Annotated in this window: 27 protein-coding genes, 1 pseudogene and 1 riboswitch; of the genes and pseudogenes, 17 read left to right on the top strand and 11 right to left on the bottom strand. The window is 43.6% G+C overall.

Annotated features, from left to right (window positions below):
• Positions 1–63 precede the first annotated feature (63 nt).
• From QD47_RS17370 to QD47_RS30890, 3 genes are all read left to right on the top strand, one after another.
• Entirely contained in the window at positions 64–1,929 is a 1,866-nt protein-coding gene (locus QD47_RS17370) for a beta-glucoside-specific PTS transporter subunit IIABC (protein WP_044647309.1), read from the top strand.
• A gap of 157 nt (positions 1,930–2,086) precedes the next feature.
• Positions 2,087–2,326 (top strand): phosphoribosyl-dephospho-CoA transferase MdcG domain-containing protein, encoded by a 240-nt coding sequence (locus tag QD47_RS34175; protein WP_152643820.1) that lies wholly within the window; start codon positions 2,087–2,089, stop codon positions 2,324–2,326.
• Positions 2,327–2,436: 110 nt separating this feature from the next.
• Positions 2,437–2,721, top strand: a complete 285-nt coding sequence (locus tag QD47_RS30890; protein WP_082067215.1) for an arylamine N-acetyltransferase — start codon at positions 2,437–2,439, stop codon at positions 2,719–2,721.
• Here QD47_RS30890 and QD47_RS17365 read toward each other — a convergent pair.
• Positions 2,674–3,588 (bottom strand): dihydrodipicolinate synthase family protein, encoded by a 915-nt coding sequence (locus tag QD47_RS17365; RefSeq protein ID WP_044647308.1) that lies wholly within the window; start codon positions 3,586–3,588, stop codon positions 2,674–2,676. The genes QD47_RS30890 and QD47_RS17365 overlap by 48 nt on opposite strands.
• Positions 3,589–3,902: 314 nt before the next feature.
• On the bottom strand, positions 3,903–4,547 hold the full coding sequence (locus tag QD47_RS17360) for a YczE/YyaS/YitT family protein (RefSeq protein ID WP_044647307.1): 645 nt from the start codon (positions 4,545–4,547) through the stop codon (positions 3,903–3,905).
• Between the two features lie 114 nt (positions 4,548–4,661).
• Between QD47_RS17360 and QD47_RS17355 the strand changes: the two genes are divergently transcribed.
• The 4 genes from QD47_RS17355 (at position 4,662) to QD47_RS17340 (ending at position 6,697) form a co-directional block, all read left to right on the top strand.
• A complete protein-coding gene (locus QD47_RS17355) occupies positions 4,662–5,114 on the top strand; it encodes a MarR family winged helix-turn-helix transcriptional regulator (RefSeq protein WP_044647306.1) in 453 nt (150 codons plus the stop codon).
• Between the two features lie 30 nt (positions 5,115–5,144).
• Positions 5,145–5,663: a GNAT family N-acetyltransferase gene (locus QD47_RS17350; RefSeq protein ID WP_044647320.1), complete on the top strand. Its 519-nt coding sequence runs from the start codon at positions 5,145–5,147 to the stop codon at positions 5,661–5,663.
• 179 nt (positions 5,664–5,842) lie between these two features.
• Positions 5,843–5,941, top strand: a riboswitch (guanidine-I (ykkC/yxkD leader).
• Positions 5,942–6,037: 96 nt separating this feature from the next.
• A complete protein-coding gene (locus tag QD47_RS17345; RefSeq protein ID WP_044647305.1) occupies positions 6,038–6,379 on the top strand; it encodes a DMT family transporter in 342 nt (113 codons plus the stop codon).
• A 3-nt stretch (positions 6,380–6,382) separates the two neighbouring features.
• Positions 6,383–6,697, top strand: a complete 315-nt coding sequence (locus QD47_RS17340; RefSeq protein ID WP_044647304.1) for a DMT family transporter — start codon at positions 6,383–6,385, stop codon at positions 6,695–6,697.
• Between the two features lie 445 nt (positions 6,698–7,142).
• Here QD47_RS17340 and QD47_RS17335 read toward each other — a convergent pair.
• A pseudogene (locus QD47_RS17335) lies at positions 7,143–7,610 on the bottom strand (Y-family DNA polymerase); the annotation flags it as partial.
• Between the two features lie 216 nt (positions 7,611–7,826).
• Here QD47_RS17335 and QD47_RS17330 point away from each other — a divergent pair.
• Entirely contained in the window at positions 7,827–10,343 is a 2,517-nt protein-coding gene (locus tag QD47_RS17330) for a transglycosylase domain-containing protein (protein ID WP_044647303.1), read from the top strand.
• Between the two features lie 15 nt (positions 10,344–10,358).
• Here the strand turns inward: QD47_RS17330 and QD47_RS17325 are convergent, their stop codons facing one another.
• From QD47_RS17325 to QD47_RS17315, 3 genes are read right to left on the bottom strand one after another with little or no spacing between them, the layout of a single operon-like run.
• Positions 10,359–11,480, bottom strand: a complete 1,122-nt coding sequence (locus QD47_RS17325; protein WP_044647302.1) for a Ger(x)C family spore germination protein — start codon at positions 11,478–11,480, stop codon at positions 10,359–10,361.
• Positions 11,477–12,568, bottom strand: coding sequence for a GerAB/ArcD/ProY family transporter (locus QD47_RS17320; RefSeq protein WP_044647301.1), 1,092 nt, complete (start codon positions 12,566–12,568; stop codon positions 11,477–11,479). Before QD47_RS17320 ends, QD47_RS17325 begins: the two co-directional genes overlap by 4 nt.
• Positions 12,561–14,051 (bottom strand): spore germination protein, encoded by a 1,491-nt coding sequence (locus QD47_RS17315; protein ID WP_052646787.1) that lies wholly within the window; start codon positions 14,049–14,051, stop codon positions 12,561–12,563. The genes QD47_RS17320 and QD47_RS17315 overlap by 8 nt, the downstream gene beginning before the upstream one ends.
• Positions 14,052–14,180: 129 nt before the next feature.
• On the opposite strand from QD47_RS17315, the gene QD47_RS17310 reads away from it, so the two are divergent.
• A complete protein-coding gene (locus QD47_RS17310) occupies positions 14,181–14,462 on the top strand; it encodes a hypothetical protein (protein ID WP_412177983.1) in 282 nt (93 codons plus the stop codon).
• A gap of 6 nt (positions 14,463–14,468) precedes the next feature.
• Here QD47_RS17310 and QD47_RS17305 read toward each other — a convergent pair whose 3' ends face one another.
• Entirely contained in the window at positions 14,469–14,876 is a 408-nt protein-coding gene (locus tag QD47_RS17305) for a hypothetical protein (RefSeq protein WP_044647298.1), read from the bottom strand.
• A gap of 137 nt (positions 14,877–15,013) precedes the next feature.
• Between QD47_RS17305 and QD47_RS17300 the strand changes: the two genes are divergently transcribed.
• Both QD47_RS17300 and QD47_RS17295 read left to right on the top strand, forming a co-directional pair.
• Positions 15,014–15,904, top strand: coding sequence for a DMT family transporter (locus tag QD47_RS17300; protein WP_044647297.1), 891 nt, complete (start codon positions 15,014–15,016; stop codon positions 15,902–15,904).
• 463 nt (positions 15,905–16,367) lie between these two features.
• Positions 16,368–17,072 carry a YitT family protein gene (locus QD47_RS17295; RefSeq protein WP_044647296.1) on the top strand — a complete coding sequence of 235 codons (705 nt, stop codon included), beginning with the start codon at positions 16,368–16,370 and terminating at the stop codon, positions 17,070–17,072.
• Positions 17,073–17,135: 63 nt separating this feature from the next.
• Here QD47_RS17295 and QD47_RS17290 read toward each other — a convergent pair whose 3' ends face one another.
• The gene (locus QD47_RS17290) at positions 17,136–17,588 is read right to left on the bottom strand and encodes a DUF2188 domain-containing protein (protein ID WP_044647295.1); all 453 of its coding nucleotides are present in this window, start codon (positions 17,586–17,588) and stop codon (positions 17,136–17,138) included.
• Positions 17,589–17,737: 149 nt separating this feature from the next.
• Between QD47_RS17290 and QD47_RS17285 the strand changes: the two genes are divergently transcribed.
• Complete coding sequence (locus QD47_RS17285; protein ID WP_044647294.1) at positions 17,738–18,541, top strand: lipid II flippase Amj family protein; 804 nt, start codon at positions 17,738–17,740, stop codon at positions 18,539–18,541.
• Between the two features lie 100 nt (positions 18,542–18,641).
• On the opposite strand, the gene msrA is transcribed toward QD47_RS17285, so the two are convergent.
• Both msrA and QD47_RS17275 read right to left on the bottom strand, forming a co-directional pair.
• Positions 18,642–19,613 (bottom strand): peptide-methionine (S)-S-oxide reductase MsrA, encoded by a 972-nt coding sequence (msrA, locus tag QD47_RS17280; protein ID WP_044647293.1) that lies wholly within the window; start codon positions 19,611–19,613, stop codon positions 18,642–18,644.
• 306 nt (positions 19,614–19,919) lie between these two features.
• A complete protein-coding gene (locus tag QD47_RS17275) occupies positions 19,920–20,537 on the bottom strand; it encodes a TVP38/TMEM64 family protein (protein ID WP_044647292.1) in 618 nt (205 codons plus the stop codon).
• Positions 20,538–20,890: 353 nt separating this feature from the next.
• On the opposite strand from QD47_RS17275, the gene QD47_RS17270 reads away from it, so the two are divergent.
• The 5 genes from QD47_RS17270 (at position 20,891) to QD47_RS17250 (ending at position 25,237) form a co-directional block, all read left to right on the top strand.
• The gene (locus QD47_RS17270) at positions 20,891–21,580 is read left to right on the top strand and encodes a TerC family protein (protein WP_044647291.1); all 690 of its coding nucleotides are present in this window, start codon (positions 20,891–20,893) and stop codon (positions 21,578–21,580) included.
• 163 nt (positions 21,581–21,743) lie between these two features.
• Entirely contained in the window at positions 21,744–22,688 is a 945-nt protein-coding gene (locus QD47_RS17265; RefSeq protein ID WP_044647290.1) for a Gfo/Idh/MocA family protein, read from the top strand.
• A 68-nt stretch (positions 22,689–22,756) separates the two neighbouring features.
• Positions 22,757–23,077: a hypothetical protein gene (locus QD47_RS17260; RefSeq protein WP_044647289.1), complete on the top strand. Its 321-nt coding sequence runs from the start codon at positions 22,757–22,759 to the stop codon at positions 23,075–23,077.
• Between the two features lie 55 nt (positions 23,078–23,132).
• Positions 23,133–23,417 (top strand): hypothetical protein, encoded by a 285-nt coding sequence (locus QD47_RS17255; protein WP_044647318.1) that lies wholly within the window; start codon positions 23,133–23,135, stop codon positions 23,415–23,417.
• Between the two features lie 335 nt (positions 23,418–23,752).
• Entirely contained in the window at positions 23,753–25,237 is a 1,485-nt protein-coding gene (locus QD47_RS17250; RefSeq protein ID WP_044647288.1) for an alpha-N-arabinofuranosidase, read from the top strand.
• 108 nt (positions 25,238–25,345) lie between these two features.
• Here QD47_RS17250 and QD47_RS17245 read toward each other — a convergent pair whose 3' ends face one another.
• Complete coding sequence (locus QD47_RS17245; protein WP_044647287.1) at positions 25,346–26,164, bottom strand: AraC family transcriptional regulator; 819 nt, start codon at positions 26,162–26,164, stop codon at positions 25,346–25,348.
• Between the last annotated feature and the right edge of the window lie 98 nt (positions 26,165–26,262).

Raw genomic sequence — 26,262 nt, 5'->3', positions numbered from 1 at the left:
TGTATCGTGCCAGTTATACGGTATGTTGAAAATGGTCCGGGCATTTATAATAGGGGGACAACTATGAGTTATCAAAAGTTGGCAAAGGATATTCTGGATGGCGTAGGAGGGAAAGAGAACGTCAATGCGGTTTGGCATTGTGCCACGAGATTGCGATTTAAATTAAATGATGCGAGTACTGCAGATACCAAAAAGATCGAAAACACAGATGGGGTCATTACCGTCGTCAATAGTGCCGGACAGTATCAGGTTGTTGTTGGTAATTCCGTTGCTCAAGTCTATGATGCGCTAACATCATTACCTGGAATGGCAGTACATGCTTCTACCAGCAATGAAAGCGCTTCAGAAAAAAGCACCGGAAAATTTAATCCTGTCAGTCAGCTGATGGATTTTGTTTCGGCCGTATTTACGCCATTTCTGGGAGCCTTGGCCGGATCCGGAATTTTGAAAGGCATTCTGGCTTTATTTACAACAATGAGCTGGATATCGATCGACAGTGGTGCGTATAAAGTATGGAATGCAGCAAGTGATGCAATTTTCTACTTCTTGCCGATTTTCTTGGCATTTACTGCGGCCAAGAAGCTGAAAGTCAATCAATTCGTAGCCGTTTCGTTAGCTGGTGCACTCATTCATCCGTCTTTAGTAGAGATCGTATCCAATTCACAAACGATTGATTTCTTTGGCATACCGATCATACCAATTACGTATACGTCGTCTGTGTTTCCCATTCTGTTGTCGATTTGGGGCCTCTCTTACTTGGAACCTTTGTTGAACAAATTCTTTCCGGAATCGATTCGTAATATGTTAACCCCTCTGTTTTCGCTAGTGATCATGTTGCCTCTAACTTTGGCTGCTATTGGCCCTGTAGGCACAAAGATCAGTGACCTGTTCGCCATGGTATTGTTGGCAATCTACGGGTTCTCCCCATTACTTGCTGGGTTGGTTTTAGGAGCGTTCCATCAGTCGATCGTCATTTTTGGAGTCCATTGGGCGCTGATTACGCTGATGATAAACAATGTCGCTAATCAAGGATACGACCAATGGTTGCCAATTGTATGTGCAGCTGTACTTTCTCAAGCAGGTGCTGCTCTCGGCGTATTTTTGAAAAGCAAGGACGCCAAAATCAAAGGCCTATCGGGTTCCGCAGCGATCACAGCCATATTTGGAATCACTGAACCGGCAATTTACGGCGTAACACTTAAATTAAAGCGTCCATTCTACTGTGCAATGATTGCTGCCGGTATTGGAGGCGCTGTTATTGGGTCGTTTGAAGTACATGCATCCACTTTCACATTTCCTAGCTTGTTGGCAATTCCAACGTATTTAGGACAAGGCTTTATTGGAGAAGTCATCGGATTGATTATTGCATTCTTTGGAGCCGTCATTTTAACGTATTTCTTCGGTGTATCTAATAAGTCTGGGCCGAATTCCATAAGCGTTCAAGCAAATCCAAACGACGTTGTGGTACCTGTGGATGGCCAAATTGTTCCTTTAAGCAGTGTAAGCGATGAGGTGTTTGCTTCTGAAGCGATGGGTAAAGGAGCAGGAATTGTTCCAATAAGCGGAATTGTTACAGCTCCGGTAAACGGAACGATAAGCAGCGTGTACAAAACCGGACATGCTATCGGCATTGTTTCGGATTCTGGTGTGGAACTTTTGATCCATATCGGCATTAATACCGTTAAATTAAAGGGACAACACTTCAAACCCTTGGTTAAAGAAAATGACAGAATTACAATTGGTGACAAATTAGTTGAGTTTGATCTGGAGCAAATTAAGGCTGCGGGTTATGATCCTACGGTAATGGTTATTGTTACGAATTCATTTAATTATGATCAAGTGCATGTGAATCTGGAGGATCCAAATTCAAAACAGTTATTACATGTGATTCCTGCAGAATCTGGGGTTTCATCTTCAAATTTGGTTTAACACAGGACAGCATGGATTTGATCTTGGAAGTAAATTAAAAAAACGTATAACAACCAGCTATAGCTATAGCTGGTTGTTTTTTTAGTTTTTAGTAGATAGTTCTGTTGCTAACGAAGAAAAGGATTAAGATATTACGAATTTTACAGCTTTAACTAGAGTGGATAAACCAAAAACGGAGCTTCCTTTGTCTTTTGATATTGCAGAAACAATCGTAAAAGAGTTGATGACGATGCCTACAAGAGTGGATGTAAAACTGGAAACTCCTAAGTGTGCACTCTCGTTAAAGGAATACGCACATGTAAGAGAAGACATTTTGTTAAGGTCGCGAACGGACCTCTACTTGTTGATGAACAAGACATATGGGAGAATTAAATCAACACTTTATCGTATCCGTTAATAGTATTTTCTTTAACCGACCACGAATGAAGTTTTAATTCCGTACGATATCCAACACATCTCTTTGCTAGCAAATGATAGACTCAATGTCTACATTTCCCCCCGGAAGAGGTGTCTTGCTTTGAAATATTAGAACTTGAAGATTTAAATACTATTATTAAAAAAACAGCAAAAACAATTCCATTTGAGAATTTAAGTATTATAAACAGTTCGTCGAGTAAAATAACACCTGAAAATCTAATAAAAAAAATAATCGAACGCAATGAAGGTGGACTTTGCTATGAATTAAATTCATTATTTTATTATTTTACAGCAAACGTGCTTAGTAGTCTCCCCTTCGAAAAGGTATTAGCCGAATGGGGAACAGGATGTTTCTGTAGTCTGAATATCCTTTAGTATGAATTCCAAGTGTTCTCTAGCTAATTGATTCAATGGTTGTAAGGGTAAAGGAAGACTGGGACTTGAGATCAAGCCACTTATTTCTGCTGCTGCTGAAATAACACGAAGGCTACCATATTGATGAAATAACGTCCAAATCGGTTCAAGTAGTGCCGAGAGTCGTTTCGCTTCGTCAGCAAAACCGGCCTGGGCCAAACGGGTCATTTTTAGGCACACATTTGGAAACAAACCACCGAGAACTGAGTACCATGCTTCACAGCCTGCATTCAAGCCAGTGACTGCAAATGAATCTCCACTTACTCCTATAGTTACATGGGGAGGAATGGCCGTTCGCAGTTTTCTAATGCGTGTCTTGGCTGCTTCAGGATCAGAAGGTACTCCAGGAATCTTGATAGAACTAACGTTAGGTAGCTCAGCAATTCGACCGTGCAACTCATCGCTGAAATGAAAATGTGAGGTACTCGGATTATCATATACACAAAGTGGAATGGAGAGTGAATTCGTCACCTGTTCATAGAGTAAAAATACTTCGTCATTAGTTAGTGTTTGATAGGAGATAGGGGCTAGCAGCACTGCGCTTGCTCCTGCTCTTTGTGCATCTTCCGCTAATCGAAGTACTTCAGAAGTACGAATCGCACTTATGCTTATCATCACGGGAATCCCCTCAGCTGAATGGACAGCAAGTCGAAGAACACGTAAACGTTCTTCTCGATTAAGATATGCATAATTTCCAGTTGAACCCAATGCACCAATTGAGTCTACACCAGCTGCAACTAATTGTTGAATCAGTGTTACAAATGCTTTTTCGTTAATACCTGTCTCGTTAACTGGGGTGAGTGGAAAAGCAGATAATCCACAGAACATAATGCTACACTCCTTTATTAATTGACCTTCAAAATACAAACACATTATAAAAATGAATTAGGCACAATTAAAGTACCAATTGAGAGACAAATAACAGTACCAATTCTTCTAGAGAAACTTAAGATCGAAACAAAGAAATATGAGCATCAAGCTTCAGTGTCAACTTGGAAAAAAATGAGGTTCAATACGTAAGAAATTTCCTCGGCCGTAGGTCTGGAACTAAGTACAAAATACAATTCTGTATCGAAATCAACGTTATGATATTACATCTTTTAACGGATCAGGTTAGTTGAACAAGAAAGATAAAAAGCATTCTATATAGAATGCTTTTTATCTTTATCATGATTTGGTGATGTACCAGAGTGTGTTAGTATGCGGTCAAGTACCTTTTCAGTAAATGGCATAAAGTAATTGAGTATTAGCCCCCCTAAACAAACGGTTAACAAAGTTCCAACGCCAATGGGTCCATTTAAAATCACTGCTATTATCAAGAATATGAGGTAAATGAATGTTCTCGAAAAAAATAGATTTGTTCTAGTTAATTCTTGTATGATTAATGTTAATCGGTCAACTGGAATTGGTGCAAAATTTGTCTGTAAATATGTTGCAGTTCCTAATCCTACAAAAACTAAACCAATTCCAAAACAAACAACTTTGCTGTACCATAGTTCAGGTGTTATCAAATTGTGCAATAAAAAAAGCCACATATCAATACCAATACCCGTTATAAATGCTGTTAACAACCCTAAAAATTCTGGTCTTTGTCTTTTTAAAAGTGAATTACAACATATCAATATTAAAGCTATTATTATTTCCCAACTTCCCACAGTAAGCCCCACATTTATGGATAGTCCTATCAAAAGTGCATCAAAAGGTGAAGTCCCAAGGTCTGATTGTATAGTGAACGAAATACCAAGGGATAATATAAAAATTCCTAATACAAAAAAAACATATTTCACTTTACTTGACCTCTTTATCATAATTTAATGTTGCAAACGCAACAAAATTAGGGTAAATTTAATATATACCATTTTTATTGCGTTTGCAACAAAATAGGTGCAAAGGAGTTAATTATGAAGGAAGTACTTCGTGAAATTGGAATGATAGCAAGGGCATTAGATTCTATAAGTAATATAGAATTTAAAGAATATGATCTTACAAAAGGGCAGTATTTGTACATTGTGCGAATATGTGAAAACCCAGGAATCATTCAAGAAAAGTTAGCTGAGATGATAAAAGTAGATCGAACAACTGCATCTCGTGCTATAAAAAAACTTGTAATTAATGGTTTCATTGAAAAGAAAGAAGATAAACATAACAAAAAAATTAAAAAACTCTTTCCAACAGAGAAAGGAAACCATGTCTATCCATTTATAAAAAGAGAAAATGATCATTCCAATAACGTTGCATTAGAGGGATTTTCGGAAAGAGAAGTAGAAACCATTTTCAATCTTCTTCAAAGAGTAAGAATAAATATAGGGAATGACTGGGAATTTGTGAAAAAGGGGAACAAGAGAAATTATTGATTGATTTATATGAAGGAGCGATATATTGAAATGACTGTAAAAATTATAAAGTGCAGCCGTGAAGATTTACAAATACTCCAAGAAATAAGTATTGAAACATTCAACGATACTTTTAAAGATCAGAATTCACCTAAAAATATGCAAACCTATCTGGAAAGAGCATTTAACTCTAAACAGTTGGATAAGGAATTGTCCAATGTCTCTTCAGAAATCTTTTTCATCTATTTCAATGAAGAACTTGCTGGATATTTAAAGGTAAATATGAATGAGGCCCAATCCGAAAAAATGGGTGATGAGTCACTCGAAATTGAGAGGATTTATATAAAAAACAAATATCAAAAACATGGGCTTGGTAAATATCTGCTAAATAAAACTATGGAAATTGCAATGGAACAAAATAAAAAGAAAATCTGGCTCGGTGTATGGGAAAAAAATGAAAACGCTATTGCTTTTTATAAGAAGATGGGGTTTGTTCAAACGGGTGCACACTCTTTTTATATGGGTGATGAAGAGCAAATTGATTTCATAATGACCAAAACAATGATATAGGTTTAGTAAATGCATCTTTCCAGTAATAAAACTGTGATATTGAGCAAGGGTTCGGGTCTACTCCTTTTTAACATTCGACAGCTTACTTAGCAAGTACTACCTGATAATATCCGAATCTTTATTATTTTTATATTGTAATTTGTTTACTTATATGTATAATATTAACTATAATTGAATTCAAAAATGTTTTCTAGGGTTCCGCGATGTAATATCGGCTGGTCCGAGAGAAAACTCACAGTCATCGTACTGTGTCACGGAGGGATAAAAGCCTGGGAGAAAAACTGCTGTATGCAGTATGATCTCAGGCTTTTTTTCAATTGCTGCTTTAAACCCATACTACATTTGCAGCGTTATCAAAAAGGAGGAAGCACAGAATGAACAAGACATGGTTATCTGTTGTAATTGCGGCATTATTTGAAGTCGGATGGGTTATCGGCCTGAAACATGCCAGTGGATGGTTAGAGTGGGGAGGGACTTTAGTCGCCATTTTTGTAAGTTTCATACTCATGATTATGGCTTCCCATACGCTTCCAGTAGGAACAGTATATGCAGTGTTTGTCGGTTTGGGAACGGCCGGTACTGTATTGGCAGAAATTTTGTTGTTTGGTGCTGAGGTACAGGGATCTAAATTGATGCTGATCGGGCTACTTCTGTTCGGAGTTGTAGGACTCAAAATACAGAGCAAAGAGAAGAAACAAGGAAAAGAGGTGCACTGACGTATGAACTGGGTATTACTAATTTTGGCAGGCGTATTTGAGATGATTGGAGTTCTCATGATTAATAAGCTCCATAAAGACCGGAATTTCCTGTCCATTTTCTACTTGCTTGGAGGCTTTGGATTGAGCTTTTTCTTTCTTAACCTGGCCATGGAAGCACTACCAATGGGAACAGCCTATGCCGTCTGGACCGGTATTGGAGCTTCGGGCGGGGCCATATTGGGTATGATCTTTTATGGTGAACCACGTAATACTGCGAGAATTTTGTTCATTGCGATGGTACTTGGTTCAGCAGTTGGTCTAAAGCTGGTAAGCTGAATAATGATGGTATTAGATAAATTCGTTATTTTAGAATAGCAGCAAACTATCTGAATGCTTATGGACTATAACGACATGGTTTGCTGTATGGTTGCTAGAAACTACTTTAGATCCTTCTGGAATAGGATACTGATTTGAATTTTAACAGACTTAAAAAATGGATTTATACTCCTTATCTAACAGTTTAATAAACATAAAGACCTCTACAATATTTAGAAATTAGAGGTAAAGTTAGTGAATTGTTATCAGGCATGTTAGCCCTCCTTCTAGGACCAGTCGAATCCTTTATTTTCCTAGTCTATAACTTAATCTTTTAATCTAAAACTTTTTTCAGAAGACAATAAACAAAGCAATTGAATACTGTACATCACTTTATTCGTTAAATATCTTGTTCGTACAGGATTCTATAATTATGTACAAGAAATTTAGTTTGTCTAAATACCATTTTAGCGAGCATTTTATTGGAACTGATGCCGATGCGAATCCATACCCCTGTCTGTGCCATTACTTTTTGTTGAATTTCACTTGCGATACTCACCGGATCTCCGAACAGGGAGAGGCTTCCGGTTATGTCTAAAAACTGCTCATCAATACTGAAAACCTCAACCAAATCGGTATACTCGTTATAAATTTCTGTTATTTTTAATGAGACGTCGATATAATGCTGCATGTGCGGGCGTACAATGGTAAGGTCAGGACATTTTTTTATCGCTTCCCCCAGACGCTCTGCTGTAGATATACCGTATTTTTTAGCAAGTGGACACGCAGCCAAGATAATGCCTGAACGCAGCGAAGGGTCACCAGCAACAACTAGCGGCTTATGCTGGTATTCGGGATTGTCGGCCTTTTCAATGCTGGTATAAAAGCTTTGGCAGTCTGCTAAAAATATAGTTTTTTTTCCGCGTTTGTTCAATGTTACAACCACCTCTCCAGATGTATGCTGATCGTCTTTCCAAAATATTCTTGAATGTAAATTCATATAGTAGTATTATATACAGAACAGGTGTTCTTAATCCAAATGTATTTTCTGGAACGTTATAGTTTACGGAAAACCTAACATGGCGTATCATATTATCTTGAACGAAAGCATGTGGAAATGAATGCATATTGAGGGGAGAAAACCATTTTTATGAACCCAAAACGTCGACCATCATCTCAAAAACGCAGCAGGTGGCGTATTTTTGGCAGAGTTTTGCTGATTAATATCAAGTGGTTCTCGCTAGCGGGCATACTTGGGGTCCTATTTGCCGGAGGTCTTATATCCGGTTATGTGGCAGCGCTGGTTCATGATGAACCTGTACGATCACGCCAGTTGATATATGAAAAGGTAAACGAGAACGCTCTGACCAGCTTTGTATTTTTTAATGACCAGGTAACCCCGGTTGGACGAATGCGCATGGAGGAGGATCGGCAGCTCGTGGATCTGAAGGATGTTCCCCAATCCATTGTAGATGCCCTTATTTCAACAGAAGACAGCCAATTTTATGAGCATCAGGGTGTTGATCTAAAAGGGACGGCTCGCGCCGTCAAACAGAAGCTTCTGAACGAAAATCGCCAAACAGGCGGCAGCACACTGACACAGCAGGTAGCCCGGCGAGTTTTCCTCAGTCTGGATAAGACGGACAGCCGCAAGGTAAAGGAAATGCTGCTCGCACTGCGTATGGAGCGTTTTATGAGCAAGGATAAGATATTAACGGCATACTTAAACAAAATGCCGTTTGGCAATGGCTCCGCAGGTTACAATTTGTACGGGATCAAGTCGGCTTCGTTAGGGATTTTTAATGTAAGTGATCTACATAAGCTTCATATTGCTCAAGCGGCTTATTTGGCTGGTCTTCCACAATTACCATCTGTTTATTCAGCTTTTGACGGTAAAGGGAAGTTTGATGAAGAAGGCTTCGACAAAGCTATCGAGCGCCAGCATGTCGTGCTGGGAAGAATGCTGGCAACAGGTAAAATCACACGAACGGAATATAACGAGGGACTTCATTTTGATATTAAAGCTACTCTTGCACCACATCGCGAGAAAAGCTACAATACATTCCCTTATTTGATGCTGGAGACGGAGCGGGAGGCCACTCGGTTGTTGGCGCTCCAGGAAAATCCGGATATTACAACAGCTGAGATTTCCAAACCTGAGCATGCTGAACTCCTTCAAAATACACGGGAAGAGCTGCAACGGTCCGGTTATCGGATTTATACAACGATAAATAAGAAAGTTTATAACGATATGAGACAGATTGCAGCCAATCCGCAAAACTTTTCTCCATACAGTAAGCAGAAGGGACTGGAACAGATTGCTGCCATCATGATTGATCATAAAACGGGGGCTATACTCGGTATGATTGAGGGCAGGGACTTTAATACTGAGCAAATGAACTATGCAACCCAGATGACGCGTCAGCCCGGTTCTGCCATGAAACCTATTGCAGCTTATTTGCCTGCTTTGGAAAAAGGCTACACTCAGCCTGCTGGTCTTATTGATGATTCGCAAATTGTATTGAAAGACGGACGTAAAGGCTATCATATCCCTAAAAATTATAACAGACGGTACGAAGGATTGATGACAGCCCGCGAAGCACTCAATCGGTCGATCAACATTCCTGCGCTGAGATTGTTTTTATATGAAGTTAAAATTCCAAATGCCTGGAATTTTGTGCGTTCCCTTGGGATTACAACGATTCAGCCGCAGGATGAACATGCTCAGACAGGCGTTCTGGGTGGGCTGAGTAAGGGAGTATCTGTCAAGGAACTGACAGCGGCATATGGTACGATTCCCAATATGGGAGTATACAATGAACCCCATTTGATCAGTAAAATTACGGATGCCGACGGCAAGATCGTATATGAATTCAAACCGCAGGCGAAGCGTGTATATTCCCAGCAAACCGCGTTTTTGATGACAGATATGCTCAAAACGGTTATATCGGACCCTAGGGGTACAGGCAAACGTATGCAAAATGCTTTTAAAAGCTATGGTACCATTGATATTGCTGGCAAGACCGGTACGACACAAAACTTTGGCGATGTATGGTTCATGGGCTATACCCCGGATGTTACACTCGGCGTCTGGGCAGGTTACCGTCAACAGGTTAACACGCTATCTCAAGAAGGGCACTCCAGAGCACAATCGGTGTGGGCGCTTATCATGAACGAGGCGGTTAAGGATCAGCCCCAGCTTTTCAAAAACAAGCATTTTACACAGCCGGAAGGTGTTGTAAAAGTTACGGTCTCCAGCCTTACAGGTAAGCTGCCGGGAAGTTATTCCCGTCAATCCGGTCAACTTGTGACAGACTGGTTTAACCAAAAATACGTGCCAACGGAAGTTGGGAGGGAGCAACGAACACGTTCGTCCACACCTGTCGTGCCGTCCAAACCGGATGCGAAGGATAAAGCAGCTCCAGAGAAACAAGAACCTGCAACGGATCAGAAGGAGATTCTACCAGAAGAAACAGTACCTTCTGATCCGGAGACAGAAATAGATACGAATGGTGAGATTAATGATGTGCCACCAGCAGATGGTTCGCAACCATCTGTTGAAAATAAGCAGGAGCCTCCTTCTGAGCCAGAAACCCAGAAGGAAGCTCCAGAAAATAAACCAAGCGAAACTATTCATACCGAAACACCCGATCAGCCGAAAAACTGAACCAAAGGGAGCGACCTAATTCAGAATGCCGTTCCCGACAATATTGACGGTGATCTGTGGGTGAAAACGAACATTAGGGTACTCTTTATTCCACTCCAGACTCTTCCACATGGTCGGGTGATGGGCAATCAATTGTCTGCCGATGCCAAAGGCATCACAACCGCTTTTTTGAAGCATACGGATAATTCCCTCCGCATCCTGGGTCATGATTTCCGAAAGCTGACGGTTCAGGCGCATGACATTTTCCTTATCCTGAAGATGATCCCGCGCGTATTCAACAACATCGACAGGGAGCTTCAGGTTGAGGTACACATCAATTTGACCATCGCGTCCAACTTTCACTATAAGCTGGCGTTTGATGTTCCGAATATGAGCCTGATAGGTAATAAAGTTTTGCAAATCACTGGCAGGTCCCGAGTGAACCCTTTTTACAAAGCGCGCTGTGTCCTTCCATTTCCCGGTCATCAGGACATAAAGCACCCCTTGCTCGTCGTTAAGGGTTCCTGTAAATCTTTGTCCGTGAAACAAGGCAATCCCTCGTGCTACGATGTCTTCTCCATCTTTGGAGAGATAGGGGAGAACAAAGTCCTGTCCTGGATCAAGCATAGGGGGAAGCAGTGTTTCTAGCGTCACTTCGGGAAATACGCACATTTCCTCCAGGCTTCGGATTTTTTTCGTTATAAATTCGCCAATTAAGAGACTGCCTACACTTTTCTTGTTCATTAATTCTCCAGCTGATCCTTCTACTATAGCTACCTTTACATGTGAGGTTGGATGATCCGGCTCCCGATACAGGACATCCAGATATGGATACAAATCTTTTTGGGCCAAGCTTGTGCCATACAAAGTAACCCCATATTTAAAGTAACGGATATCTCCTGTTACTTTGGCTCGGATTTTGTCTGTACTTTGCCGGACGGAATTTCCGGTGCCTGAATGAATTTCATTAGTGCTTTTCCCTTGGTTATTTCCAGAGTCGTCTACAATTTCGAGTGTTTGCAGCAATATGCCTTCTGGAGTAAGATCGTAGGCCGAAGCATTTGCCAGCCGGGCATCCTTCAAGCTGTCCTGATCCCAGCAGCCAGTCATAAAAATGAGTAGAGCCAGCATACCAAGTGCTCTCCTCTTTTTTTTCATGTTCCGGGCTCCTCCTTTTTGTTGAATATATACGATAGAATCAGCAACAGCAGAGGTAGTGCAATCAGGAAAAAATAAGCCGAATTGTTGGCAATTGTACCGACGAGGTCAAAATCCTCTCTTTTTTGAGGGATGCAGGCAATAATGCATGAGACGAATACTACGAAAGGAACGGCTTGTTTGTGATTTTTCTGCTTGAACAAATAGCCTAGTCCATAGGACGCTGCATAATAATAACCGCTTATGGAGCCAAAGATTGAAATTAACCAGATGGGCAGGAAAATAAAATCAACCCGGTCCATCGTTCCCAGCGGAATAGATCTGAGCAGGTAAATGACAGGCTCCGGCATCAAATCAAGCTGCTGGGGGCTAAATACACTTGTACAGGTTAATATGGTAAAACCATACAACAGAACCACGACCCCGTCAGCTAGCAGGAGCGACTTGAGCTTCCCCTTACTTTTGCCCTCGACCATGGGAAAGACCACGAGGATGAATTCAAAGCCGAACATGGCTAGAAGCGTTTCTTTGGAACCTATAATAATATGAGGCCATCCAGCCTCAGTCAAAGGCAGCAGATAGAGCAGATTGGCCTGTTTTATTCCATAACTGATTAAAAACATCATCGGTACGATCAGGAAGGAGATTAAAACAAGCACTCGGGCAATTGTCCTCAAATTTTCGCGAACTAGATAGATGCTGCTGAACAGAATCAGAGCCAATATAGCCCAACGCGGGGTTTTTTGCAGCATCCAGCGATTAATGACGTCATAGGCGCTCACAAGAACCGAAGTTCCCATAAGCAAGTAGTACATAATGTAAGCCACCGTCAAAATTTTACCCATCCAGGAACCAGTAATCCGAGTGAGGATTTGGTAAATGGAGGAGGAGGGAAAACGTCTTAACAGGAGCCAGCACATTAAAATGATAAGCTGGATCAAAATGCCTCCAATAATGACGGATATCCAGCCCCCTCCCTTGGATGACAAATGCATCTGATAAGGAAGTGATAGAATATCCACGCCAATCTCAAACTTGATAATCAAAAAAAACAATTGACCCTGTGTAATTGTACTTTCTTTATTCACGACGTTTCCAGCTCCTAGAGTAGTTCTGCTGCTTCATTTTTTGGGGTCGGGAATCATGCGGCCGCTGTTGGAGTGTCCAAATGGGAAAGCGAATAAAAACATCCTTCATATCGCCAAGCCGGAAAGGTGCCAGAGGAGCAAAATAAGGTGAACCAAATGTTTCCAGCTTACAAAGGTGAATAAGGAGAATAAGCATTCCGAAGGCAATGCCAATATATCCGAACAAGGCTGCAGCAATCATCATTGGAAAACGGAGAATGCGGACAGCTGAGCTCATTTCATGGGAAGGTACCAAAAAAGAAGAGATAGCTGTTAACGAAACGACAATAATCATCGTGTATGACACGAGACCTGCCCGAACGATAGCATCCCCGATAACCAGACCGCCAACAATGCCTATTGTTTGGCCTACTCGGCTGGGCAGACGAATCCCGGCTTCCCGTAGCACCTCAAAGATCACTTCAAGCAACATCGCCTCCACAATGGCGGGAAATGGAACATTTTCTAACGATTTTTTGATCGTATGTGCGAGCTCTAGCGGTAGAATGGCTGAGTGAAAGGCAATCGTTGCAATATAAACGGCGGGCAGTGTAAAAGCGATCAGAAAGCTCATCATTCGGATCATTCTCAGAAAGGAACTAATAATCCAGCGACCGTTATAATCATCCGGGCTTTGATAAAATGCAAAAAAAGAGACGGGAACGATTAAGGCAGTAGGACTGCCTTCGACCAAAATAGTTACTCGTCCTTCCATTAAATTAGCGGCTACCCGATCTGGACGTTCTGTGCTGAGTTGCTGAGGGAACAGGGAAAAGGGATTGTCCTCCGTGAATTCCTGAATAAAACCGGGAGGCAGTACCAGATCTGAGGAGATGGCTTGTATTCTTTTTTCCACTTCCTCCACTAGCTCAGGATTGGCCAAGTCTTGCATATACATGATAGCGACTTTGGTCCGGGTTTTAGATCCGACATAAAAGTAGCGCACAATCAGCGATGTGCTGATGATTTGTTTGCGAATAAGATTCAGATTGACGGACAGCTGCTCAATAAATCCATTGTGCGGCCCGCGGATAATTCCCTCATTCTCCGGCTCATCCGTACTACGGGCGTATGTTTTTTCGGAGGAAAGGATATAAAATTCTTCTGCGCCATCCACCATTAAAATGGAGTATCCCTCAATAAGCGAATCAGCTGCATTTCGGAGGTCGGTGTCCTTTTGGCTGTTCAGGGTGGTAAACATTTGATGAGAGCCAGAATCGGTTTTCTTATACAATGTGGCCAGAATGTGCGTCTGAATGATCTCCTGATCCACGAGTGAGTCTATATAGAGAAGAATGCCAACTTTCCCGTCAACAGAAATAGCCTGTTTTTTTAAATCATCCGTATAAAAAAGAGCTTGCTCGATAAAGGAAATATTCTTGTTCAATTCAAAGGGAGCTGCGTTATGTCCAGTCAAGAAAACACCTTCTTTTGGATGAGATATGCATAATGTGTGCCAAATGGATTGGATTTATCCATGATCTGGCGCCCTATCCATATCCCGCATCATCTTCACCTCACGTAACGTGAATGTTTTATAATAGAAGGCTGAAAACGAGAGACTCAATTACATATATCTGCACGCATGATACGATTCTATGAGGAAAAAGGGATGATTGCTCCTGTTAAGCACCCGGATAATGGATACATTCTGATAGATATGCAAAAGCCGCATTTACAGCCAATACACCAGATAGAGTCACTGCTTGCTTACAGTGTAAACGGCGCGGATGTTGATACGACCATTGTGAATGGGTGTGTGCTAATGCGCGGAAGACAGTTGCTAACAATAGACGAGAAAGAGGTGCTCGCACAAGCAACGGTACGCGGAAAACTCATCGTACAAGGATTGTAAACGAGACTACACAGTCGAGTGGCTTTGGGTCACATCAATTCCTAAATAATGTCCCAATTCTCGTCGAACCTCGCTGCGTGCAAAGGAGGAAAGCATGAAAAACCGCTTTTGGTAGCCACGGCATACATACAGAACCTCCACGCCTTCGTGATTCCGAGTTTCCTTGTATATTTTAACTCCCTGCCTTTTCATTCGCGCCTTTGTCTCCGCCAATTGAACAGCTACACGCTGTTGCACCCCGGTCAGGCTGCGAACGTACAGATCGGGCATTTTTAAGGCAGAGGCATTCAGAATGCGAATGTCCCGCTCCAGCACATCCAGCACGAGGGTCAGAAGTACACAAGTTTTGATCAGCCCTGCGTCTTCCTCGGAAGGCAGTGGGGCCTTATTCTTGTTGTCCAGTATCTTTTTCATAAGAAATCTCCTTTACTCATAGCAGGAATACAATTATAATCAGCATACAGAACAAATGTTCTTTTTATACTTCATCATAGAAATTATTCCTTTGCCAAAGCAATCATCAATTATTGGAAAGAAAGAAGGTATACATATTGTCACGCTCGTTATATGCGGCGCTTTTGATGCTAAGCCTCATTTGGGGCGGATCTTTTTTGTTTATCAAGGTATTATTGCTTCATCACGTAGGGCCTTGGACTATTGTATTTCTTCGTTCCAGCTTTGGCCTCATTTTTATTGTTTTGTTGATGCTGCTTATGCGCAAGCCATTTGAATTCAGAAGTATTCCATGGAAATCGGTTATTCTCGTAGCTCTGGTGAACATGGTTTTGCCATGGGCCTTGATTAGTTTTAGCGAGACCAGAATTGCTAGCAGTATGGCTTCCGTATTGAATGCCACCACGCCAATCTGGACCATGTTGGTCGGACTTGTCTTGTTCGGAGCTATCTTTCATCGAATGCAGTGGTTTGGAATGGGACTCGCTTTTGTAGGAATCGTTATTTTACTGGGTATTAATCCTGTATCCATTATTTCTGTCGACCCCGTCGGCTTTGGATGTATGCTGCTTGCGACTCTCTGCTATGGCTTCGGAACGCAGTTGTCCAAACGGTTTTTATCCAATCTGTCGATGTATCAGGCAACCTTTGCGACACTATTGGGTGCGGCGGCAGGGGGCGGCATCATGACGGCAATTGTGGATCGACCTGATCTGTCGGTCGTCTTCATCCCTGGTGTGTTGGGTTCCCTTATAGGGCTGGGGGTTTTGGGATCGGGAGTAGCTTATATTTTGTTCAATTATATGATTTTGCGGGGAAGTCCGGAATTTGCCTCCTCGGTGACTTATTTTGTACCGGTGAGCGCTATCGTATGGGGCTTTTTGCTTCTGGATGAACACATCGGCTGGAACGTTCTGACCGGGCTGATCCTCATACTCGGAGGGGTCTTTATGGCCAACCAGCGCAGAACAGTCAAATTAGCCGGATAGTATCACTGAAAACCTGCATAACCAAGCTATAAACACATTCTATGTGCATTCGCCAAACCTTCGGTATAATGCGGTTATTCGCACATACAATAAAGCATGCTCACGCATAAAATAAAAATATGGTGCGGCATAAAAAGCAAGCTGTTTAGCAGGTGGTAAGGTGTGGTATAATAAATAATAGAATTACATGTACCACAGAAATGTCGGAGTTTTATTCCACAAAAGAAAGGATCAGGATACCATGTGTCCCCGAAGGATACTTCCCCAAAGGACGATTTGGAAACGATTTGATCTGTCTTATACTTAGCTTTTCCGCGGAGTAACGTCAAGTTGCGAAAGCCAACTCTGCGGAAGAGGGGATTGTACATGCGAAGGACCAAGTCCTCCAGGCACATCTTACCCGGTAGCTTCCGTAAGAGTGGGTTCATCCACATCAAACTTACGAGAAACCGAGGGAGCCTGTATGAGGAAAACTTACGAATCTATCGTGAACAATGGAGCATTAAGGCAGATTGCTGTCATGCTGCTCGGAACATGCATTTTAGCTTTTACGTATTATCACATCAATGCTCAAAATCATTTGTCAGAAGGCGGATTTGCGGGCCTGGCTCTGCTGGGACATTACGCATTTGGCGTGTCTCCGGCTTGGAGTATGCTGCTGCTTGATATCCCCGTCATATTATTGGCCTGGGTACTGAAGGGCAGAAGATTCATGCTGCTGGCATTAATCGGGGCGGTCGCCTTTTCCCTGTTTTATGCAGGATTTGAAAAGTATTCGACGCTGGTTATAGATCTGCACGGCAACTTGCTGGTAGCGGCTCTGCTTTGCGGAGTGCTTACAGGCTTGGGAGCCGGGATCGTACTGCGATTTGGTGGAGCAACCGGGGGCGATGATATTTTATCCCTGCTGATCAGCGAGTGGCGTGGATGGAAAATCGGTAACGTGTTTATCGTTAGTGACATCATCGTATTAGGATTATCGCTGTTGTATCTGCCTGTGAAGGAAACAATGTTTACCATACTGGCTGTGTGGCTCGCCGGAAAAATAATTACATGGACGACAACGTTCCAACTACACCGACCTGTGAAAAAGGTACTGCCTGCGGCTATTCCAGCCCAAAAGGTAGTTGCCAAAACAGTGCCGATCGTCCACAGCCTTCGTCAATAAGGAAAGGGTGTTACGTTAGAAGAGAAATCTTCCTGCGTGACACCCTTTCGCTGTATCCATGCTTCAGCAGGAAGGTTTTAAAGTAGAATGAATGCGTCCGTTTTGGTCATGAATAATCGCCGAAATCTGCTGGCGGTTTACTAATTTTTGAGCCTCGTTCACCGCTTCATTTTTGTGCCGGAAAGTGGAAGCAGGTTTATCATGCCCTTCTTCCTTAATAACCCAGCCATACTCATGTGGCACGACATGAATAGGCTCCTGAGGCTCCGAAGAAGCAGAATTCATGTTTTTCCCGTTTCTACTTGAATGTTGTTGCTCATGTTTTTTCTGTTTCCCGTCTCGTTCAGTTGGGTGATTATCGTCCCATTCCTCGGCTTGAGAGGTTGCAATCGCAATGGAACGTCCTTCTTCGTAGCCGTCACGAAGTAGTGCGTTAGCAATATCAACGGCTTTTTCCCGCACACGCGGCTCCAGATTTTTCATAGATGGGGGGTAATCATGTTTGGTCCAAGGCATACCCAACACTCCTTATAGCAGATGATGTAGTATGTATTACCCGCTGTCCACTTAAACAAACGGAAATCAAAGAAATGAATATATTGTAAAATGTATTTGGTGAAAAAGCGTATAATGGTGTGCAGAATACCTGAAAAGGAGTGGAGCAATTGCTTGCCTGGAGTTTCGTCTTTATGCTAACCATCATTATACATACTACAGACAGCTTGACCTATGCCCTACGTCTTGGCGGTTTGCGAGCGCGTCGAATTGGATTGGCCTTAACCGTAGCGGGCATGCTGCTGTTGGTTTCGCGCACCTCTAATATGGCGCAGGGACCTTTACTCGGAGGTATGGTCGATCAGGCTAAGGCCGCCATGCGAGCGGGTGGGGCTGATGTTAGACTGGAGCTGTATATGCACGGGGTCCTACTGGCAGCAACCGTTGGAACCATGATCGCTATAATTTTGTATCCGACGGTGGTACGCATGTCGGCCAGATGGATTGTGCATCTGGAGCATACTGGGTCTATTCCGGCATTGGTGCGTCATTTAATGGTGCGCAACCGCTGGAAGCATGCAGGCTACTACATGAAGCGCCCAACCTGGTCCATGCTCACCTCGCTGTTCAAGGGAGCGATCCCAAAGCGTCTGATTACTCTGAATATGACTGTGACCGCGATATATACGACTGGAGTGGTGTCTGCTTTATACGCATCATTCCTGTGGCCCGCTCAGGGTACAGCAATGTCTATGTCATCGGGTCTAATCAATGGTATGGCAACGGTACTGCTAACTTTGCTAATTGATCCCAGATTGGCGGTATTGTCTGAAAAAACGCTGCGCGGGGAGCTGCCCTTAAATCGTATGAACAGTATGTACGGCTGGATGATCATTTCGCGTCTGGGAGGTACCTTGCTTGCACAATTGCTATTGGTGCCGCTCGCAATCTGGCTTGGATGGATTATGGGCTGAGCCGGAAACTGAATTCACCAGTTTAATTCAAAAAAGGCTGACCCGAAGCCATCTGCGAAAGATGATTTCTGGGCCAGCCTAAAATGTTTTTGAAGTCTACTTACTTTTCAAATAATGACTTATAGGCTCCATAGCCTTCACGTTCCAAGTCTTCCTGAGGCACAAAACGGAGAGCGGCGGAATTAATACAATAGCGCAGGCTATCTGGACCCGGGCCATCATCAAATACGTGTCCCAAATGGGAGTCGGCTTCGCGACTGCGGACCTCGGTACGAATCATAAAGTGGCTGAGGTCTGTTTTTTCTTTGACATTATAGCTGCGTAACGGACGAGTGAAGCTGGGCCAACCACACCCTGCATCATATTTATCAAGCGAGCTGAACAAAGGCTCTCCCGATACGATATCCACATAAATACCTTCACCCTCATGGTCCCAAAACTCATTTTGAAAAGGGCGCTCGGTCGCGTTCTTTTGTGTTACTTCATATTGAATAGGTGTCAGTCGCTCTTTCAAATCAGATTTATCGATTTTACCTAACCAATTTTGCTCAATAAAATCTTCACGTCCAGAACCTTTACGGTAGCGCTTGTAATGGGCGGGATTCTTCTTATGATAGTCCTGATGGTATTCTTCCGCTTCATAAAAGGTTGCCGCAGGCAGAATCGGTGTAGCAATGGGCTTGTCAAAACGGCCGCTTTCACCCAGCGCTTTTTTGGAAGCTTCTGCCTTGATTCTTTGTTCTTCGTTATGATAGAAAATAGCTGTTTGGTAGGATGAACCTCTATCGTGGAATTGTCCACCTTCATCCGTCGGATCAATCTGTTGCCAGAACAGCTCTAATAATTTTTCATATGGGAAGATTTGCGGATCAAATGTAATCTGTACTGCTTCTACATGTCCCGTTGTTTCGGAACATACCTCTTCATAGGTCGGGTTTTCCGTATGTCCTCCTGTGTAACCGGATCTTACCTTTAAAATGCCGGGTAGTTCCTCGAAGGGGGAAACCATGCACCAGAAGCAGCCGCCTGCAAAAGTTGCCTTCTCCACGGTGTTTGGATTGTTGGTGCTCATATTTGTCACTCCATTCTGAGAAAGTTTCAATTAGTTGTTATTTGAGGATTTTGCAAAAATCCAATAAGCGACTTTCAATGAACAATATATAGATCGAAATGTCTAGTTCGTATATAATATTGCACTAGAGAGACTGGAATCGAAATTTTGCGAAATCCTGATTTAAATAGCTTACAATTAAATTATATACGACATGTTCGCAAAATCCAATGGAACGACAGAAACAAACCAGCTTTGCAAATTTCTTTGGACTAAAAGCCACCGCCAACCTTCATCCTTACTGATCTAGCGGCAGGCTCACAGAAGCTATGATTTATTAACACGTTGAATCTTTTTGCGGTAAAGCACAAAGCCACCGCCCACCAGTGCTGTATACAGCAGCAAAATGAGCAAGCCAGTGACCGGACGTTCGGCAATAGCCCCGCCTGCATAAGCGTATACCGCAATTGCAGGAAGCTTGCCAATCGCCGTACCCAGCATAAAGCTCCAGAACGGAAAGCCTGCGACCCCGGCATATACATTCACCGCTGCCTGCGGGATGATCGGAATCAGGCGGGCCAACAGCACAGCAGCAAAAGGTTCTCGCTCCATGACCCGGTTCAAGCGCTCCAACGCTTGAATTCGCTCCAGATAAGCCTGTCCTTTGTCACGGAAGAGAATACGGACCGCGCCGTAAACGACCAGCGCAGCGAATGTAGTGCCAAGCCAGCAGATCAGAGCGCCTTGCCAGGCACCTGCTGCATAAGCAATGGAAGCGATAATCAGCTTGTAAGGCACAAATGGAATTAACGCGAATAGAAATGCGAGCAGCAGCAGAACTGGAAATGAGGTTTGCTTGTTCGCCCAGGCGAGCCAATCATCTTTGTAGATAAACGCGATGCAGAGCAGCGAAACATAAGCCGTAGCGAATAGCCATTTTTTCATTTACATACCTCTTTCAATATCCCTGTTCGGCTTGTCGCTTATACAGAAAAAAATAGGGTTCACATTCCCAATAATGTGTGCTATACTGCCACTAACAGAATAGTTCCCAAAGGGGAGTAGCTCAACGAGTAAAGTCGTCATTACGGGATTTTTTAAATCCCCGGCTTTATTGGCAACGTAATGTTGTAAGCGAGACCTTTGCCAGGATTTTTGGAATCCGGGTAAATGGTCTTTTTTTGATGCTAAATTTGGGTCAAGCGCCGTTTCCGGATTCCGTGAAATGGCGCTTTTTTAGTATAAAGCGCAGAACTATGTACAGTATAACAAATAAATAAAGAAGGTGGGAGAAACGTATGGATTTTTTGTCAATCGAGTTTTTAACCGCGCTATTATCAATCATTATCATTGATTTGGTGCTGGCTGGTGACAATGCGATTGTGATTGGTCTGGCAGCCCGTAATGTCGAGAAGGCCAATCAAAAAAAGGTCATTATTTGGGGGACGGTCGGCGCGGTTGTCATTCGTGTTATCGCTACTTTGCTGGTCACGTACTTACTGGAAATTTACGGCTTACGTTTAATCGGGGGGCTTGCGCTCATCTACATTGCTTACAAGCTGCTGGTTGAGGAGAAAAAACATGAAATCTCTGCAACCAATCAAATGTGGGCCGCGATTCGTACCATTATTATTGCTGACACCATGATGGGGCTCGACAATGTACTTGCCGTTGCGGGAGCAGCTCATGGAAATATGTTGCTTGTTATTTTGGGACTGGCGATTTCTGTTCCGATTATGGTATGGGGCAGTACAATTATCTTGAAGCTGACCGAACGTTTTCCGATGGTCATTACAATTGGAGCTGCTGTACTGGCCTATACTGCTGCCAAAATGGTAGTGGCCGAGCCGCTGATTGCACATTGGTTCACGAATGGGGTCGTCAAATACGGATTTGAAGTTCTAGTCGTTGTTCTGGTCGTAGCCATTGGAATGCGTGTTAAAAAAATAAAAAGTGAAAAAACAAGAAAACAAGCGCTGCACGCCTAAGCTAAGCACACTGAAATCATCGTAGCTGAAGCTGGACGCTCATGCATAGAGGCTGTCCCGTCAGGTCTAACTGGATCGGGGGCAGCCTCTTTTCTTTGCTTGTCAGCGGACTTCCATGTAAACTAGACAACAGAAGAAATGAGTCATCAGAGGTGGGTATGATATGAATAAGCAAACGAAAACAAGAGTGGTTATTGCAGGTCTGGGCGGCATTGCCCGCAAAGTGTATTTGCCGCTGCTGACTGCGCACGAAGGTGTAGATATTGTAGGTGTCATGAACCGTTCGCAGGAGCCGGTTAGTTCCATTATGGAGCAATACAGGCTGCCGAGAGGAACGACGGATGTGAAGGAAATGCTGGCATGGGAGCCGGAGGCTGTATTCATACATGCTGCGACCGAAGCCCATTTTGATCTGGTTATGGCGTGTATTGAAAAAGGTGTTGCGGTGTATGTGGATAAACCGCTGTCCTATGATGTGCGCCATAATTTGGAAATGACCGCGTTTGCGGAGGCACAGGCTGTGCTGCTGGCGGTCGGCTTTAACCGACGTTTTGCCCCGCATTATGTAGCTGCTAAAGCGTGGCTGGAGGAAGCAGGAGGCTTCAGCCAATGCGCAGCGATCAAGCATCGGACGGGATATGATCCGAGACTTGCGGCACAGACGGTTTATGATGATTTGATTCATATGCTCGATCTGCTATTGTGGCTGGGTGGCGATGATTATGAACTGCTGCATAGCAGTCTGGACACGACGAGTGAAGGATATATGAACGCTGCATTCGGGTCGGTACGTTTGGGAAATGCCTCTGGTAGCTACAGTATGAACAGACAGGCAGGGGCTGACATTGAGAGGCTGGAGCTGCATGGGGCAGGTCGTTCCGTCGAGGTGACCAACATGGAACAGGCTATTTTTATGCAAAAAAATAAGCCGTCATTGTCACAATCTTTTGGAAGCTGGGACACAATTCTGGAAAGACGAGGATTCACTGGAGTGGTAAATCATTTTCTGGAGCATATTCATCGTCCAGAGGAGTGCAGTGTGCGTGCTGGCAGGGTGCTGGAAAGTCATATGTTGGCGGACGAACTCATTAGCCGTTTGAATGACTAACACAGAAGGAACGACAGCCATCAAGGCAGTCCAGACATCGAGAAATAGATTGAAGGAGAAATGAACGAATGGAAGAGCACAACAGCGGTAAACAGTTAGAAGAGGCTATCATCGAAAATTATAAGCAGGAAGAGGATATGATGATCCTTGTGTTTGCGCAATGGTGCATCAATCACGGGCTGGAGCCAGAGGAACTGTATCATGCAGCTTATCCGCAGCAGGATAGCAATGAGCGTTTGCTGCGAGTGCGCAAGCTGACCGTATCGCGTGAAGAAGCGGGAGATATTCCGCTAGACACAGTATTAGGAGTGCTGTCCATGTTCGGAAATGAGGACTTGGCGATGGTCGTATCTGAAGCGGCTACCCAGCTCCCGCCGGAACGGAAATAAGGTCCTCCACCCGCATGTACTCAGGACGTTGTTTGAAAGAGAGGGTAAGCTGATGATGGAAGGTATAACCGCACCAAACACCTGTAAAGGGTGTGAAAGGGACACCGCTATTTCGGAAGAGCAAATTACCAGAATTATAAACAACATGAGGCCGGGAATGGAATGTGTGACCGATAATGTGTACGAGGCCAGACTGTTAGCTTGTTCGCAATGTGATGAGTTAATGGGTGGGCATACGTGCAGCATCAGCGGAAGTATTGTCCGTGTACGCGCTCTGGCAGTCAATCAAAATTGTCCCGGCTATAACGGTTCTCGCTGGCAAGGGACATCCTTGAAATGAAGTAGGCTCAGACTTCACTGAACATGCGGCTGTTTCTGTGATCACGCGCTAAAGTGGTCATACCATGGTCTGCCTTGAGGGCAGACTTTTTGGTTTGGGTGGAGCTATGGGTTAACGATTGACAAATAGAAGGCAATAAAATATATTAAACATGTAAAATATTTTTGTTTAATTATTAATATTTATATTAACTATCCAAGCTGTTACATTGGATGATTGTAAATGTTGAGATGGAAAAGAGATCAGGTATAAGCCATATTTTTTTAATTTTATGAAAGCGAAATCATTAAAGTGTATAGTCCAATGAACTTTACTATTTTTGAGGAGGGCTTGTCATGAAGGGTTCTATTGTTGTGCATACAGATTGGGAGCAAGGCGTTATTAATAAAAATATTTACGGACAATTTGCCGAGCATCTTGGACGATGTATTTATGAAGGTTTGTGGGTTGGACAGGATTCCCCGATTCCAAATACGGACGGGATTCGTAATGATGTGGTAGAAGCGCTTAAAAAGCTAAATATTCCTGTGCTGCGTTGGCCAGGAGGCTGTTTTGCCGATGAATATCATTGGAAGGACGGCATCGGGCCGAAGGAAAATCGCAAAAGAATGGTCAACACGCATTGGGGCGGTGTGGTTGAAAATAATCATTTTGGCACCCATGAGTTTTTCCAATTGTGTGAGCTGTTAGAGGCTGAGCCTTATATTTGCGGGAATGTTGGCAGTGGCACGGTGCAGGAAATGTCGGAGTGGGTAGAGTACATGACCTTTGATGGGGAATCCCCAATGGCCGCATGGCGGCAGGAAAACGGGCGTGAGCAGCCATGGAAGCTTAAATATTTTGGCGTAGGTAACGAAAACTGGGGCTGTGGTGGCAATATGCGTCCGGAATATTATGCCGATCTGTATCGTCGTTATCAGACGTATGTCCGCAACTATGGTGATAACCGTATCTACCGGATTGCGGGCGGGGCCAATGTGGACGATTATCGTTGGACCGAAGTGCTGATGCGTGAAGCTGGGCATCTTATGGATGGCTTGAGTCTGCATAACTACACGGTCCCGGGTACCTGGGAAGCGAAAGGGCAAGCACTCGGTTTTGATGAAGCGGAATGGTTTGAGACGATGAAAAAATCATTACGTATGGATGAATTGATTACACGCCATTCTGCTATTATGGACCAATATGATCCTGGTAAACGGGTAGGAATGATTGTAGATGAATGGGGGACCTGGTTCATGACCGAGCCGGGTACAAATCCGGGCTTCCTGTATCAGCAAAATACGATGCGCGATGCGCTTGTAGCCGGGCTGCACCTGCACATTTTCCACGATCATCATGAACGTGTACAAATGACGAATATTGCTCAAATGGTCAACGTTTTGCAGGCTATGGTCCTGACCGAAGGACCTGCTATGCTACTGACGCCGACATACCATGTATTTGAAATGTTCAAGGTGCATCAGGATGCACAAGCGCTGGCTACCCATGTAACCGTAGGCAATTATGAATATGATGGTGATTCCATTCCACAGGTGAGTGTGTCCGCTTCCAAGGCGCAGGACGGATATATTCATGTAAGTTTGTGCAACGTCCATCCGGGCGAGGCGGCTTCCTTGAATCTGGAGCTGAGAGGGCTGGAAAACGTTAAGCAAATCAGCGGCGTTGTTCTCGCCAGTGACGATATGCAGGCACACAATACATTTGATCAGCCGGAGCGTGTGAAAACGGAAACTTTCACGTCCTTCCAGCAGCAAGATCAGAGCTTGGATGTTACACTGCCACCGATGTCAGTAGTGATGCTGACGATTGCACCGTAGATATTTTGTAGACTCAGAAAAAATAAGAAGTATAATTTTGAAATCGGAACAAAACAAAACCTTGATGGAGCCAAGAAAGGCTCTCTCAAGGTTTTATTTTTACCAATACTACAATTGCTCGCGGTGGATCCCTCTGAATTCCTTGGGCGACATGCCGAAGCGGGAGCGAAATACGCGGTGAAAATACGTATAGTTTGCAAAACCGGACGATTCGGCTGCCTGTTCCAAAGACATGGGGCTGAAAATAATGCGCTCCCTCGCCATGTTGAGCCTGATATCCAGTGTGTACTGCATAATACTCGTATTAAATGTTTCCTTGAACAAATGTACAGCTCTGGATACGCTGATGCCGATGTGTGAGGACACGTCATCCAGCTTAAAATTGGAAGAAGCATTTTCTTCAATATAATTTTTAATCTGATAAGCGAGATAATTATGATGGGTGGAAGTCGGATGCTCGGATAGCATACGGTCAAACTCCAGGCAAAGAATGCGCATGTAATAGCTCGATATTTCCGGATAAGGATTAGAAATACGCCGCTGCTCCATCACAAGCTGCCGAAATAGGCCAAGCAGTGCTTCGGTAAGCTGGACCTTGATGCGGTTGGGCCGTTTGTGATGGTGCCACCACTCATCTACCCAGGAGCCTCCAAAAAAAATGTGATAATCTCCGCTCTCCACGACCTGTTCCCCCATGGGATTTAACTCACTGTGAATGTCCAGCTCATAAGGCTCGGTAGGATTGAACAGCAGCAGGTCACCCGCCTCAATCCGTGTCATTTCCCCGTTAATGCGGGCCTGGCAGCGTCCGTCTGTTTGTAGACGAAACAAATAATTTTTGATCCCTTCAGGCTGGTTCGAATAAAAGGGCTTACGATGGAAGGAATAGCCTGCGGTAAGAACCTGACAAGGCTCGACGATAGACATGATGATGACTCCTTTGGGCATATGGCTGCTTCAAATATTGACCAGATTGTTCATGTTTTAATCATATTATTCATTTTAAACGAAACGGAAATAGAATA

It is taken from the genome of Paenibacillus terrae (assembly GCF_000943545.1).
GTDB lineage: Bacteria > Bacillota > Bacilli > Paenibacillales > Paenibacillaceae > Paenibacillus > Paenibacillus terrae_A.
Note: the sequence above shows the minus strand (reverse complement) of the source record. Positions and strands in the feature narration are given on the sequence as shown.

Bases quoted from the DNA above. Each gene is read 5' to 3' on its own strand.
- QD47_RS17370 (WP_044647309.1), top strand. From the start codon at position 64: ATGAGTTATCAAAAGTTGGCAAAGGATATTCTGGATGGCGTAGGAGGG.
- QD47_RS17365 (WP_044647308.1), bottom strand. From the start codon at position 3,588: ATGTTCTGTGGATTATCTGCTTTTCCACTCACCCCAGTTAACGAGACA.
- QD47_RS17355 (WP_044647306.1), top strand. From the start codon at position 4,662: ATGAAGGAAGTACTTCGTGAAATTGGAATGATAGCAAGGGCATTAGAT.
- QD47_RS17350 (WP_044647320.1), top strand. From the start codon at position 5,145: ATGACTGTAAAAATTATAAAGTGCAGCCGTGAAGATTTACAAATACTC.
- QD47_RS17345 (WP_044647305.1), top strand. From the start codon at position 6,038: ATGAACAAGACATGGTTATCTGTTGTAATTGCGGCATTATTTGAAGTC.
- QD47_RS17340 (WP_044647304.1), top strand. From the start codon at position 6,383: ATGAACTGGGTATTACTAATTTTGGCAGGCGTATTTGAGATGATTGGA.
- QD47_RS17330 (WP_044647303.1), top strand. From the start codon at position 7,827: ATGAACCCAAAACGTCGACCATCATCTCAAAAACGCAGCAGGTGGCGT.
- QD47_RS17325 (WP_044647302.1), bottom strand. From the start codon at position 11,480: ATGAAAAAAAAGAGGAGAGCACTTGGTATGCTGGCTCTACTCATTTTT.
- QD47_RS17305 (WP_044647298.1), bottom strand. From the start codon at position 14,876: ATGAAAAAGATACTGGACAACAAGAATAAGGCCCCACTGCCTTCCGAG.
- QD47_RS17295 (WP_044647296.1), top strand. From the start codon at position 16,368: ATGAGGAAAACTTACGAATCTATCGTGAACAATGGAGCATTAAGGCAG.
- QD47_RS17290 (WP_044647295.1), bottom strand. From the start codon at position 17,588: ATGCCTTGGACCAAACATGATTACCCCCCATCTATGAAAAATCTGGAG.
- msrA (WP_044647293.1), bottom strand. From the start codon at position 19,613: ATGAGCACCAACAATCCAAACACCGTGGAGAAGGCAACTTTTGCAGGC.
- QD47_RS17275 (WP_044647292.1), bottom strand. From the start codon at position 20,537: ATGAAAAAATGGCTATTCGCTACGGCTTATGTTTCGCTGCTCTGCATC.
- QD47_RS17270 (WP_044647291.1), top strand. From the start codon at position 20,891: ATGGATTTTTTGTCAATCGAGTTTTTAACCGCGCTATTATCAATCATT.
- QD47_RS17265 (WP_044647290.1), top strand. From the start codon at position 21,744: ATGAATAAGCAAACGAAAACAAGAGTGGTTATTGCAGGTCTGGGCGGC.
- QD47_RS17260 (WP_044647289.1), top strand. From the start codon at position 22,757: ATGGAAGAGCACAACAGCGGTAAACAGTTAGAAGAGGCTATCATCGAA.
- QD47_RS17255 (WP_044647318.1), top strand. From the start codon at position 23,133: ATGGAAGGTATAACCGCACCAAACACCTGTAAAGGGTGTGAAAGGGAC.
- QD47_RS17250 (WP_044647288.1), top strand. From the start codon at position 23,753: ATGAAGGGTTCTATTGTTGTGCATACAGATTGGGAGCAAGGCGTTATT.
- QD47_RS17245 (WP_044647287.1), bottom strand. From the start codon at position 26,164: ATGTCTATCGTCGAGCCTTGTCAGGTTCTTACCGCAGGCTATTCCTTC.